Here is a 14,700-nt window from a genome sequence, read left to right on the forward strand (position 1 = left end):
CTGATCTGCCAAGCCCGCCTCGTGCGGGCTTTTTTGCGTCCGTGCGGCGCAGACAGGCAGGTGGCTCGTGGCGCCGGCGCCCGTTTGCGGGGCGTGCAGGAACTCAAACGCGGCTGCCGATACTCACTGTGGGTGCGACCGCCAGGTCGATGGCAGGCCGCGACCCGGACGACAGGCCTCGTGGACGGCGCGACCCCGCGCCGGCATGCCCGCTGCACCGTTCCGGATCCGACCTTGCTGCCCCAACCCCGCCCCAGCCGCCGACCGCCGTTGCGCAACAGCCCGCAGGCTGTGCTTCTGGTCGCATTGCTTGTTGGCACACCGGCCTGGGGTGCGGGCACGCCGTCCGTCGTACCCACGCCGGCCGAACTGGCCCGCCCGCCCGAGGCCGGGCGCAAGGCGGAGCTGCCACCCGAGCCGCCCGCCGCGGCGCGCGAGCTCGGCAAGCCCGACGACGAGCTCAGGATCGACGTCCAGGCCTACGGTCTGGCGCCCGATGCCCCCGCCGCCCTGCGCGAGGCCCTGCCGCGGCTGACGGCAGCCTTCGTCGGCAAGGATCGCGGCTTCGAGGATCTCGTCAACGCCGCCAACGAGGTCACCCGCTTCCTGCAGCGCGATCTCGGGCTCTATCTCGGCTACGCCTACATCCCCGAGCAGGTCTTCGATGGCAGGACCGTGCGCATCGCCGTGCTGGAGGGCCGGCTGGACCGCGTCGTGCTGAACTGGACTGACGGCCTGCCCGTCGACCGCGAGGTCGTCGAAGCCTATCTTGCCCGCCTCAAACCCGGCGACGTGCTGACCGTGGACGCCGTCGAGCGCACCGTCTTCCTCATCAACGACCTGCGCGGCATCGTCACGCGGGCCGAGGTCAAGGCCGGCGCCAAGCCCGGCACCGCCATCCTCGAGTTCACGCCCCGGGCCGAGGCGCGCTACAGCGGCAGCGTCGACGCCGACCTCAACGGCTCGCGCTACATCGGCGGCCAGCGCCTGGGCGGCCAGTTCATCATGGCCAGCCCGCTGGGGCGTGGCGACGGGCTATCGGCCTCGGTGCTCAGCTCCACCACCGGCGGCCTGCGCTTCGCGCTCCTGGGTTACACCAGCCCCATCGGCGCCGACGGCTTCAAGGCCGGCGCCTCACTGTCGGCCGTGAGCTACCAGCTCGACAAGAAGGAATTCCCCCTCGGCCTGGAAGGCACCGGCACCACGCTCAACCTGTTCGCCCTCTATCCCTGGGTGCGTTCGCGCAACCTCAACCTCTTTGTGCTCGGCGCCGTCGACACCAAGCGCTATGTGGACAAGGTCGCCGCGCTGGCCACCACCAAGCGCGTGGACGACGCCAGCCTCGGCGTCAGCGGCGACTTCCGCGACAGCCTGCTGAGCGGCAGCGTCAACACCTTCGAGCTCAGCCTGGCGCAGGGGCGGCTCAACTTCCCGGCCGGTGCCCCCAGCGGCAGCGACGACGCGGCGCGCTTCACCAAGCTGGGCTTTGCCGCCTCGCGCCTGCAGAACATCCTCAGCAACCGTCTGCTGGCCTACCTCACCGTGCGCGGCCAATGGGCGCCGCACAACCTCGACTCCACCGAGCAGTTCCGCGCCGGCGGTCCCAACGGCGTGCGCGCCTTTGCCCCGGGCGAGGGCACAGGCGACAGCGGCGCCGTGGCCAGCCTGGAGCTGCGCTGGCTGCCGCCGGCCAGCCTGTTCGGGCGCTGGGCCAACGAGCTGGTGCTGGCGGCCTTCTACGACGGCGCCTTCATCCAGTACCGCCACGACCCCAACCTCGTCGTGCGCGAGCCCGGCTATGTCAACCACACGCAGCTGGGCGGGGCGGGGCTCTCCCTGGTCTGGGCCCGCGGCAGCGCGTACTCGTTCCGGATGAGCCTGGCGACGCCGACGACAGGCAAGGCCGGCAGCGAGGCCCGGTCGCGCAAGCTGCGCTTCTACGCGCAAGGCAGCTGGAGCTTCTGATGAAGCGCTTCACTCCCCTCGGCCTGGCCCTGAGCCTGGCGCTCGCCTATCCGGCGGTGGGCGCACTGCCGCAGGGGGCCCAGGTCGTGCAGGGGCAGGTCGCCATCAACCCCGGCCTCATCCAGCAGGCCAGCGACAAGGCCATCGTCAACTGGCAGAGCTTCTCCATCGCCGCGGGCGAAACGCTGCGCGTGCAGCAGCCGGGCGTGAATTCGGTGCTGCTCAACCGCGTGGTGGGTGGCGACCCGTCCCTCATCCTCGGGCAGCTACAGGCCAACGGCCGCGTCTTTCTCGTCAACCCGCGCGGTATCGTCTTCGGCCGCGGCTCGCAGGTCGACGTGGGCGGCCTCGTCGCGTCCACGCTCGACCTGTCGGATACCGACTTCCTCGCCAGCGTCTACCGCTTCTCGGCCGGCCGCGAGGCCGGCGCGCTGCAGGCCGACGGCCGCGTCACCGCCGCCGGCGGCACGGTCGCCCTGGTCGCGCCGCAGCTGAGCGTGGCCGGCAGCATCGAGGCCCGCCGCGTGGGCCTGGCCGCGGCCGGCAGGGTGCAGGTGGACGTCGAGGGCGACGGCCTCGTGCTCTTCAACCTGCGCAACGACGACGACCGCGACGTGGCGCTGAAGTTCAGCGGCCGCGTGCTGGCAGAAGGCGGGGCCGTGGGCGGCAGCGCCGAGCTGCGCGCCCAGGCCCGCGCCGGTGCGGCCGGCCAGGTGCTCAACATGGACGGCCTCGTGCAGGCCCGCGGCCTGCGACAGCAGGGGGGGCGCATCGTCATCGACGGCGGCCCGGCCGGCATCACGACCGTCAATGGCAGCGTGGACGCCAGCGGCGACACCGGCGGCAGCATCACCGTGCTGGGCCAGAAGCTGGCGCTGCTGGACGCCGCGCGGCTGGACGCCTCCGGTGCCCACGGTGGCGGCAGCCTCCAGGTCGGCGGCGGCTTCCAGGGCCAGGGCACGGAACACCGCGCCGACCGCGTCTGGATCGCTGCCGGCGCCGAGTTGCGCGCCGACGCCACCGAGCAGGGCGACGGCGGCCGCGTCGCCGTGTGGGCCGAGCAGCGCACCGACATGCTCGGCAGCATCTGGGCCCGGGGTGGTCGCCTGGGCGGCAACGGCGGCATGGTCGAGACGTCCGGCCGGCTGCGGCTCAACGTGCTGGGCAAGGTCGACGCCAGCGCGCCGCGCGGCCTGCCGGGCCAGTGGCTGCTGGACCCCAACGACCTCAGCATCGTGCCCACCGGGCCGGGCAACAGCAACGTGGGCGCAGCCCCGAACTTCTCCAGCACCGACGACAGTGCCGTCGTCGACGTGCTGGCGCTGAACACCGCGCTGTCCGGCGGCACCACGGTGACGGTGCAGACCACCAACAGCAGCAGCGGCCCGCCGAGCACCCAGTCCGGCAACATCGACGTGCAGGCCGCGATCGTGCCGACAGGCGCGGCCACGCTGAACCTGATCGCGCTGGGCAACATCGGCTTCAGTGGCGGCAGCATCGGCGCCGGCGCCGGTGCACTCAACGTCAGCCTGCAGGCCGGCGGCAGCATCACTGCGACCACCATCGACACCGGCGGGGGCACGCTCAGCGCCTCCGGCGCGGGCGCCATCAACCTGGGCACGGTGACAGCCGCCGGCCTGACCATCAACGGCGGCACCGGCACCGTGACGCTGCCAGGCGGCAGCGTGACCGGCGCACTCAACGTCACCACCAACGGTGCCATCGCCCAGGGCGGTGCGCTCTCGGTCGGCGGCTTCTCCACGCTGTCCACCGGCGCGGCGGCGGTCACGCTCGGCAGCTTCGACGGCCACGGCCTCAGTGTCACGACGACGGGGGGAGCGATCACGCTGGGCACCGGGACCATCACCGGCAGCCTGAGTGCCACCAGCGGCGGCATGCTGATCACGCAGGCCGCGGGCGGCCTGACCGTCACGGGTGCGGCCGGCCTCAATGCCGGCGCCGGCGCCATCACGCTGGCCGAGTCCAACGACCTGGCGGGCACCGTCACGCTGACCGGCGCCGCCGCGCAGATCGTCAGCACCAAGACCTCGACGCGCGAGCTCAAGCTCGGCAGCAGCACGCTGGGCGGAAACCTGATCGCGACGACCGGCGGCGGCGCCATCACGCAAAGCGGCACGCTCACGGTGAGCGGCACGGCGACCCTGGACGCCGGCAGCGGCGCCATCACGCTGGCCGGGCTCAGCACCGGTGCGCTGACGGCAACGACGACGGCCGGCAACGTCGTGCTGGGCACGGGCACGGTGGCCGCGCTCAGCGCTTCCACCGGCGGCAGCGGCACCATCGGCCAGGCCTCCGGCAGCCTTGCCGTGACTGGCGCTGCGACCCTGTCCAGCGCCAGCGGCGCCATCACGCTGGGCAGCTTCGGCAGCAGCGGCAACGTCGGCATCAGCGCCACGAGCGGGGCCATCACCCTGGGCACCGGCAACGTCGGCGGCACGCTGACGGCCAGCACGGGCGGAGCCGGCGCCATCACCCAGGCCGCGGGCGGCCTGACGGCGAGCGGCCTGGCCACGCTGACGGCCGGCAGCGGGGGCATCAGCCTCGCCAGCTTCGACAGCCATGGCCTCGCCGCCACGGCCACGGGCGGCGGCGTGACGCTGGGCACCGGCACCATCACCGGCAACCTGAGCGCCACCAGCGGCGGCTCGCTGATCGCGCAGGCCGCGGGCGGCCTGACCGTCACCGGCACGAGCACACTGAATGCGGGCGCCGGCGCCATCACGCTGAACGCGGCCAACGACCTGCAGGGCACGGTCAGCCTCACCGGTGCCACGGCGACCGTCGTCAGCAGCAAGACGGCGTCCAGCCCGCTCAAGCTGGGCAGCAGCACGCTCAGCGGCAACCTGATCGCCACGACCGGCGGCGGTGCCATCACGCAGACCGGCACGCTGTCAGCGGCCGGCAGTGCGACGCTGAACGCCGCCGGCGGCGACATCACGCTGGGCGGCTTCAGCAGCGGCAGTCTCAGCGCGACCACCAGCGGCGGGGCGTTGCGACTCGGCACGGGCACCGTCACCGGCACGCTGGCGGCGGCGACCGGCGGCGGCGCCATCACCCAGGCCGCGGGCGGGCTGACGGTCACCAGCACATCCAGCCTCAACGCGGGCGGCGGCGACGTCACGCTGGATCAGGCCAACGACTTGCACGGCGCCATCACGCTGACCGGCCGCGCCGCCCAGCTCACCAACGCCGGCGCCAACGCGCTGACGCTCGCCAGCGTGAACACCAGCGCCAGCCTGGGCCTGGCCACTGGCGGCGGCGCCATCGCCATCGGCCCCGGTTCGGTCACCGGCACGCTGACCGCCGGCAGCAGCGGCGGTGCCATCACGCAGACCGGCACGCTGTCGGTCAGCGGCCTGGCCACCCTGAATGCCGGCGCCGGCAGCATCACACTGGACCGCTTCGGCAGCGGCGGCCTGAGCGCGACGACGGCGGGCGGCGCGCTGACGCTGGGCACCGGCACTCTCAACGGCACGCTGACGGCCGCGACCGCCGGCGGCATCGTCGACCAGTTGGCGGGCGGCCTCATCGTGATGGGCAACGCCAGCATCCATGCGGGCTCCGCCACGATCACGCTGAACGATGCCGCCAACGACTGGCGTGGCACCGTCGCGCTGACCGGCGGCGCGACCCAGCTCACCAGCGCGCGCACCGGCAGCACCACGCTGACGCTGGGCGCGCTGGCCACCGGCAACCTGACCGTCCGCACCGCTGGCGGCGCGCTCAACCTCGGGCAGGGCACGGTCAACGGCACGCTGGACGCCGGCAGCGCGGGCGGCGCCATCAGCCAGACCGGCGCGTTGTCGGTCAGCGCCGTCGCGACGCTGGATGCCACCACCGCCGGCAACGTCACGCTGGCCGACACCGGCAACCAGTGGCATGGCGTCAACCTCACCGGCAACGCGCTGGACCTGCGCTCGTCCGGCGACATCAGCATCCTCAGCCTCACCCAGCCCGCCAACCGCGCGCTGACGCTGTCGGCCGGAGCCAACCTCATCCTCGGTCCGGCCGCCAGCATCGACACCGGCACCGCCGACCTCAAGCTTGCCAGCCTGGGCGGCAGCTTCACGGTGGGCGGCGTGCTCAAGGGGCACGACGTCGAACTGCAGGCCCAGAGCGGCCTCAGCCTGAGCCAGAACCTGACCGCCACCGGCAACCTCAAGCTGACGACGGCCAGCGGCGGCGTCACGCAGACGACCGGCGCCCTGCTCGTCACGGGCACCACCACGGTGGCGGCCGGCAGTTCGCCCATCAGCCTGGCCGGCACGGGCAACGATTTCGGCGGCGCCGTCAGCCTGACGGGCGGCGCCACCAGCATCACCGACCTGAACGTGCTGACGCTGGGGACACTGGCGACCGGCAACCTGGCCGTCTCGGCCACCGGCGCCCTCGACCTCGGCAAGGGCACGGTCGCCGGCACGCTGAACGCCAACAGTCATGGCGGCACCATCTCCCAGGCCACGGGCGCAGGCAGCGGCCTGACGCTGAGCGGCGCAACGACCCTCAACGCCGGCACCGCCGACATCACCCTCACCGAGACCGGCAACGACTTGGCAGGCGCCATCACCGCCACCGGCGGCGGCGTGTCACTCCACAGCGGCCACGACCTCAACCTCTTCGCGCTCACGCAGCCGGCCAACAAGGCGCTGGTGCTGGAGGCCCTGGGCACGCTGACGCTGCCCTCGGGCACCACCAACATCGACACCGGCACCGCGGCGCTGACGCTGTCCAGCGGCGGGGTGTTCGCCACCTTCGGCACGCTCAAGGGCGGCAACATCACGCTCAAGGGGCAGTCGGCCACGCTGGCCCATGACATCACCGCCAGCGGCAACCTCGACCTGCGCACCACCGCCGGCGCCATCAACCAGACCGGCGGCCGCCTCAGCGTCACCGGCACCAGCCTCTTCAACGCTGCCACTTTCGGCATCACGCTCAACCGGCCGCTGAACAGCTTCCAGGGCGCGGTGAGCCTGACGGGCTCGACGGCCCAGATCCAGGGCCAGGGCAGCCTGACGCTGGCCGGCATGGCCGTCGGCAGCCTCACCGCCCAGGCCGGCAGCGCGCTGCAGCTCGGCACCGGCACGCTCAGCGGCGCACTGATCGCGACAGCGGGCGGCGCCATCACCCAGGCCGCCGGCGGCCTGCGCGTGACGGGCACGTCCAGCTTCAGCGGCAGCGGCGGCATCACGCTGCTGGACACGGCCAATGCCTGGACGGGCGCCGTATCCCTGAGCGGTGGCGCCGCACAGCTGCGGGGCAGCGGTGCCGTCGTGCTGGGCGCTGGCAGCCTCGGCTCGCTGGTGCTGACCAGCGGCGGCGCGGTCAGCCAGAGCGCCGCCGTCACCGTCAACGGCGCGCTGACGGTCAACGCCGGGGGCGGTGCCATCACGCTGGGCAACGGCGGCAACCAGCTGAACGGCACGGTCACGCTGACCGGTGCCGCCACGCAGCTCAGCACGGGCGGCGCGCTGAGCCTGGGCACCTTGTCGGTCGGCGCGCTGACGCTGCAGTCGAGCGGCAACCTGAACCTGGGCCAGGGCACGATTGCCGGCAACCTCGTGGCGAACAGCGGCGGCGGGGCGGTCACGCAGTCCGGCCTGCTCAACGTCGGCGGCACGGCCAGCATCCAGGCCGGCGGCGGCAGCATCACGCTGACCCAGGGCGGCAACCAGTGGGGCGGTGTGCTCAGCCTGGGCGGTGGCGCCGCGCAGGTCACTAGCAACAGCAGCCTCAGCCTGGGCACGCTGGCGCTGGGCGCGCTGACGGTTGATGCGGCCGGGACGCTGGGCCTGGGGCAGGGCAGCGTGAACGGTGGCCTCTCGGCCAGCAGCCATGGCGGCGCGATCACGCAGAGCGGCGCGCTGGACGTGGGCGGCGCGGCCAATCTGCAGGCCGGCGGCGGCGGCATCACGCTGACGCAGGCCGGCAACCGCTGGGGTGGCACGGTGCAACTCGGCGGAGGCGCCGCGCAGATCACGGGGGCGGGTGCGCTGCGCCTGGGCCTGCTGGCCACGGGCAGCCTCGATGCGGTCTCGACGGGCGCCCTCGTCCTGGGCCAGGGCGACGTCGGCGGCAACCTGCTGGCCAGCAGCGGCGGCGGCGCGATCACCCAGGCCGGTGCGCTGCAAGTGAGCGGCAGCGCCACCATCAACGCCGGCGCTGCCGACGTCACGCTGACGAACACCGGCAACCGCTTCCTTGGCCCGCTGAGCCTGACCGGAAATGCCGTGGCCATCTACAACCAGCCCAGCCTCAGCTTCGGCACGCTGAGCTTCAACAGCCTGGACGCGACCAGCAACGGCAGCATCACGCTGGGCAGCGGCAGCCTGAGCGGCGCGCTGACCGCGCGGGCGCTGGGCGGCTCCATCACGCAGATCGCCGGCGGCATCACGGTGGCCGGCGCGACGACGCTGCAGGCTGCCGGCGGCATCACGCTGACGCAGGCGGCCAACCGGCTGCAGGGCAAGGTCACCCTCAGCGGTGGCGCCACGGCGCTGACCACCGCCGTCGACCTGAGCCTCGGCCAGATCGCCACCGGTGCGCTGACGCTGAACGTCGGCGGCGCGCTGAGCTTCGGCGCGGCGGGCAGCGTCGGCGGGCCGCTGAGCGCGGCCAGCGGCGGCGCCGTCACGCAGGCCGCCGCGCTGACGGTCAGCGGTGCCAGCAGCTTCGATGCCGGCAGCGCCGCCATCACGCTGGGCCAGTCAGGCAACGCCTTCGGCGGCGTCGTCAGCCTGCGCGGCGGCAGCGCGCTGCTCAGCAACGCCGGAGCGCTGCGCCTGGGTCAGCTGAACGTCGGCGACCTGAAGGTCTCGGCGAGCGGTGCGCTGCAGCTCGGCACGGGCACGGTCGGCGGCGAGCTGAAGGCGAACAGCGGCGGCGCGGCGATCACGCAGGCTGCGGGCGGCCTGGCCGTCGGCGGCACGGCCACGCTGGACGCCGGCAGCGCTTCCATCCAGCTCGGCGACGCGGGCAATGCCTTCGCCGGCCTCGTCAACCTGAACGCCGGCGACGTGACGTTGGCCAACGCCATCGCGCTGCGGCTGGGCAGCTTCACGGCGCACGACCTGCTGCTTAGCGCCGGTGGCGACCTGGACCTGGGCGCTGGCAGCGTGGGCGGCAGGCTCAGCGCCGGCACGCGCGGCAGCCGCATCGTGCAGACCGGCGCGCTGACCGTGCAGGGCAGCTCGACCTTCATCGCCGACGGCAGCCTCGTGGACCTCGTGCTGTATCAGCCAGGCAACCAGCTGCTGGGCGCCATCCAGATGCTGGGCGTGAACGGCGGCAGCTTCATCAGCGCCAGCTTCAGCAGCGCACTGGACCTCAGCTTCAGCGGCGACGTGCAGACACTGACGCTGGCCAGCGGCGGCCGGCTGACGCTGGGCGGCGGCCGCAGCACGACGCTGACCGCCGCGGCGAGGAACGGCATCGTGCAGACCGGTGCCCTGGAGGTCAGCGGCCAGACGACGCTGATCGCCAGGGGCGGCGCGGCCATGGGCGCGGACCTGAGCCACGCCGGCAACGACCTCAACCGCGTGGCGCTGCAGTCCGAGGCCGGCGGCAGCTTCGGCCGTGTGCAGCTGCGCGACGGCGACGCCAGCAGCCGGCACGACGGGCTCAGGCTCGGCGGCGATGCGGCCAGCCTGGAACTCGGCTCGGCCGGCGCGCTCGACCTCGCCGGTGGTGGCTACGCCAGCCTGCTGGCCGACACGTCCGCCGCCGGTGCGGCGATCACGCAGAGCGGGGCGCTCACGGTGAGCGGCCTCACGACGCTGAAGGCCGGCAGCGGCAGCATCACGCTGACCCGGGCCGACAACAGCCTGGCGCAGCTCGCCATCGGCAGCGCCGGTGTCGCCAGCCTCGTCAGCGCGGGCAGCTACACGGTCAACGCGAGCAACGTGTCGACGCGGCTGGAGCTCGGTGGCCCGGGGGCCATTGCGCTGGCCGGTCCGTTGTCCGGCAGCGGCGAACTGGTCATGAGCGGCAGCGGCAGCCTCACGATCGCCACCGCGCACGGCTATGGTGGCGGCACGCGCGTCGCGGCTGGCCGTCTGGTGTTGCAAGGCCCGCAAGCGCAGCCCGGCAGCGGTGCCGTGCAGCTGGGGGCCGCAGGCCAGCTGGACCTGCGCGACGGCGCCACGCTGCACGCGAGCCTCGTTGCCCAGGGCGGCAGCGTGGCCGCCAGCTCGGGCAGCGGCACGCTGGCCGGCGCCGTCACGCTGCAGGCCGACACCAGCTTCCTGCCCGGTGCCGGTGGCCTGACGGTCAGCGGTGCGATCAGTGGCCAGGGCGCGGGCCTGCGGCTGGGCAGCAGCGGCGTGCTGACACTGGCCGGTACCAACAGCTACAGCGGCATCACCGACATCGTGGCCGGCACGCTGCGCGCGACCGGCGCGGGCGCGCTGCCGGCGACGAGCGCTGTGCAGCTCGCCGGCGTTGCCGAGCTGGCGCTGGGGCAGGACCAGCGCATCGGCTCGCTGGCCGGTGCGGGCCGCGTCGAGCTGGGCGGCTTCACGCTGGCCAGTGGCGCCGATGGCCGCGACACCGGCTTCAGCGGCAGCATGAACGGCAGCGGTGGATTCACCAAGCTCGGCAGCGGACGCTTCGCACTGGCCGGCAGCGGGGCCTACACCGGCGCGACGCATGTGGCCGGCGGCGAGCTGGTGCTGGCGAGCGACACCGCGCTGAACGAGACCACCGCCGTGACCGTGGATGCCGGTGCGCTGCTCACGGTGCAGCACAACGCCAGCCTCGGCTCGCTCGCGGGCGCGGGCTTGGTGGACCTGCAGGCCGCACGGCTCGGTGTAGGTGCCAACGGCGGCAGCACGCGCTGGGATGGCACCATCACCGGTAGCGGCGGCCTGGCCAAGCTGGGCGCCGGCACGTTCACGCTGGCCGGGCACAACACGCTGGCGGGCGATCTGCAGGTGGACGCTGGCACGCTGCAGCTCGACGGCGGCGGCGTGCGGCCTTTTGCAGCCTTCGCGGCATTGGCGGCAGGCGCGACGACGGGGCCCGTGATGCCAGCGACGGCGGGCATCAACGTGGCCGGCGGCGCGACGCTGGAGCTGCTGTCCGACCTCGACCTCGGCGCGCTGACGGGCGGTGGCCAGGTGCTGCTCAACCCCTGGACGCTGACGCTTGGCGCCAGCGGACGCGGCGGCCGTTTCGACGGCGTCATCCGCGGCAGCGGCGGGCTCGTCAAGCAGGGTTCCGGCACGCTGACGCTGGGGGGCGCCAATCTCTACACGGGCAGCACCCTCGCGGACGGCGGCATGCTGGTGCTGGACGCGCCGCAGGCCCTGGCCGGTGCCAGCGCCCTCGTCGTCGGCGCACCGGCCGTCGTGCAGCTCAACGCCGCGCAGGCGGTGGCCTCGCTCAACGGCACGGGCAGCCTGGTGCTGAACGGCGCCTCCATGGCCAGCGGTGCCGACGGCAGCGACAGTCGCTTCGACGGCGTGGTGAGCGGCAGTGGCGGCCTCATCAAGCAGGGCGGCGGCGTGTTCACGCTGACGGCCGCCAACAGCCATGGTGGCGGCACGGTCATCGAGGCCGGCGCCATCAGGCTCACCGGCCAGGGCAGCCTAGGTGCGGGCGACGTCCAGAACCGCGGCCAGCTGCTGCTTTCACGCGACGACGCCTTCACGCTGGCGCCCGCCGTCACCGGCAGCGGCAGCCTCGTCATCACCCAGGGGCAGGTGACTCTGGCCAATGCCGGCAACAGCTACAGCGGTGCCACGCAGGTGCTGGGCGGCAGCCTCGTCACGACGGCGCCCGAACGGCTGCCCGATGCCAGTGCCCTGCAGCTCGCTGCCGGCGCGCAGTTGCAACTGGGCGGCAACGAGACCCTGTTCTCGCTGCAGGCCGCCGGCAGCGTCGTGCTCGCCGGCAACCTGACGACGCGCGCCGAGCAGGTCTACACCGGCAGCCTGGCGCTGTCCAACCCGGCCGGCATCACGCTCGCCGGCACGCTGATCGACGCCAGCCGCAGCACCAACCGGTTTGCCGGCACGCCGCTGGGCCTGTCGGGAGGCCAGGCCCTGGTCACGGTGAAGGAGACGCTGAGGCTGGGCGACGTCGTGCTGAGCAACGGTGGCCGCATCGAGGCCGAGCGCCTGGTGCTTGAGGCCAAGCTGCAGCTCAGTGGCGGCAGCCTCGCACTGGTGGCGACGGCCGCGCCCGACGACGCCAAGGCCATGCTGCTGGGCACGGCCCAGGTGCCGGTCGCCGGCCAGCCGCTGGCGGTCGCCGAGGCCACCGTGCAGCAGGGCGCCGGCGGTGCGATCACGCTGGCCGAGGCTGCCAGCCTGCAGGTGACGGCCGGTGGCGGCGGCTCGGTGCTGCTGGACCGCGATGCCAACAGCTTCAAGGGCCAGCTGGCTGTGCTCAGCGGCGCCGCCTACAACGCGGCCTGGGCGCCCAATGTGAAGGGCGCGCAGGCCGTGCAGTCGCTGGTGCGCGTGGCCGGCCAGCAGGTGCGGGTGGGCGGCGGCGGCATCGAGGCCGACATGGTCTACATCCGTGCCGACCAGCTCGCCACGGCGGGAGGCGCCGCCCTCGTCGCGCGGCTGCCGTTCGATGAGATCGTGCTGGGCCGCGCACTGTCGGCGCCGGGCATGACGCTGGAGCTGGCGCCCGGCGCCTTCGGCCTGCCCGGCAGCTTCGGCGCCGTCAACGGCCAGCCCGTCCAGATCGCCGTGGGGGCCGCCGCAACCGGCGGCCGCGCGAGCGGCCCCAACGCCGGCTACCTGACCGTGCTGCCCAAGGGCGGCGCGCAGGGCGCCACGGCCGTGGTGCTCGCCGGCCCCAAGGTGGGCAGCGTGCCGGCAGGCGGCAGCGGCACGGGCTATCGCTTCTTCCACGATGGGGCCAGTCAGGCAACGGAGATCCCGGTGGTCTATAACGGAGTCCTGCCGCTGACGCCGGCGGCATCAGGCGCCATCTCCTCCATCAACGGCGACGCCGAGGACGCCCGCCGTGCCCGCTTCCAGGAAACCGTGCGGACCGAGAACGTGACGGTGCGCCTGCGCTCCGGCGTCATCGCCGAGGTCGGCCCCGGGCGTGCCTCCACCCAGGGCAGCGAAGGCGCGAAGCCGCCCGAGCTGTGCGACCCTGCCGAGAAACCCGCGCTGAGCTGCAAGCCATCGACACCGACGCCATGAGCCGCACCCCTGTCCCGACTAACGCACCCGTCGCGCGCCGCCGCTTCCTGTGGGGCTCGTTGCTTGGAGCCAGCCTGGGGCTGCACGCGGCCGGCGCGACCGCGGCCGATGCCCGCCCGCCCAGCCGCGAGGTGCGCCTGGCCCTGCTGATGGGCAACCGCAGCTACCCGCAGCCCTTCGACCTGCCACCCATTCCCAAAAACCTGCGTGACCTGGAGGCGGTGCTGGAGCAGCGCGGCTTCAAGGTCACGTCGGCCCTGGACCTGGACCTGCCCGCCGCCCGCCGCGTGCTGGAGCAGTTCATTGCCGAGGCCGCTGCCAGCCCGGCGGACGCCACGGTGTTCTTCTATTTCAGCGGCCATGGCGTGCAGGTGGATGCGTCCAACCTGCTGCTGCCCGCCGGGCTCAACCCCTCGTCCAAGGGCGAGCTGCTGCAGACCAGCAGCGTGCAGCTGCTCAGCGACGTGGTGCGCCGCCTGCCGGCGCGCCGCGACGGCATGATCATCGCCGTCGTCGACGCCTGCCGCACCGGGCTGAAGGCGGGCGAGGTGGTCGGATTGAACCAGGTCGAGGCGCCGCCCGGCTGCCTCATCACCTTTTCCACCGGCGCCGGCAAGCCGGCCATCGCGCCGGCCGTCGAGACGCAGAACACCTTCTACACGGGCTCGCTCGTGAAGCTGATGGGCAGCGTGTCGGACCAGACCACCTTCCCCGAGCTGATGCAGCTGGTGCGCAGCGACGTGCGCGAGACCATGCTCAACCACCCGGTCGCCGCCATCCGCCAGCTCGCGCAGGACCCCTTCATCGCGGACCACACCCGCGTGCGCCTGACCGTGGAGCCCCGGCGCGAGGGCGCTGCCGCGCCGGCCGTACCGGACATCGACGAGGAAGCCGAGCTCAAGAAGCTGGAGCGCCTGGCCTGGCCGGCCGAGGTGGTGCAGGTGGCCGAGGCTTTCCTGAAGGCGCGGCCCGACAGCCCGTTCGCGCCCGGCGTGCAGGTGGCGCGCGATGGCGCGCGCGCAGCGCTGAAGGCGCTGCAGCGCAGCGATGTGCGGCTGTTCCGCGCGGCCTTCGCTTACAGCGACGACATGCCCGCCGAGCAGCGCCAGGACCTGCTGCGCTGCGGCCGCGGCGACAAGGACGCCGCCGCGCGCATGGCCTGGCGTTTCCGTGGCCAGGGCGGCGGCAGCTTCGGCTCGGGCTACGGTGCATCGGCTGCGCAGTCCCGCTACGAGGGCTGGCTGCAGTTCGCCGTGGCGCTGGGCAACGGCATCGCCAGCTACGAGCTGGCCCTGCACTTCCGCAACACCGGCCAGCCGCTGCTGGCCTCGCAGTTCGAGTCGCGCGCCCGCGACCTGGGCTACACGCCGCCCCCCGACCTCGACAACGTGAGGAAGTAGGCGCGGGCCATCCACGTCTTCGCGGGTTTGCCGGTGCAGTCGTGTCGCTTCGCGCCCCCTGACGTCGTCTGACACACAAGGGCGGCACTGCGGCAGGGAACTGCCAGTGCCGCCGCGTCACTCACCGCACTACCACGCAGCGCCTGGCCGGG

3 protein-coding genes are annotated in these 14,700 nt (G+C 73.4%); all 3 read left to right on the forward strand.

Translation table 11 applies throughout. From position 1 onward, the window contains the following. Nucleotides 1-234 precede the first annotated feature (234 nt). From AC07VX_RS12490 to AC07VX_RS12500, 3 genes are read left to right on the forward strand one after another with little or no spacing between them, the layout of a single operon-like run. A complete protein-coding gene (locus AC07VX_RS12490) occupies nucleotides 235-1,965 on the forward strand; it encodes a ShlB/FhaC/HecB family hemolysin secretion/activation protein (protein ID WP_493165038.1) in 1,731 nt (576 codons plus the stop codon). Further along, a complete protein-coding gene (locus AC07VX_RS12495) occupies nucleotides 1,965-13,148 on the forward strand; it encodes a two-partner secretion domain-containing protein (protein WP_493165040.1) in 11,184 nt (3,727 codons plus the stop codon). Before AC07VX_RS12490 ends, AC07VX_RS12495 begins: the two co-directional genes overlap by 1 nt. Beyond that, nucleotides 13,145-14,548 (forward strand): caspase family protein, encoded by a 1,404-nt coding sequence (locus AC07VX_RS12500; RefSeq protein WP_493165041.1) that lies wholly within the window; start codon nucleotides 13,145-13,147, stop codon nucleotides 14,546-14,548. The genes AC07VX_RS12495 and AC07VX_RS12500 overlap by 4 nt, the downstream gene beginning before the upstream one ends. Nucleotides 14,549-14,700 lie beyond the last annotated feature (152 nt).

The organism is Roseateles sp. GW821-FHT03B02 (genome assembly GCF_059421025.1).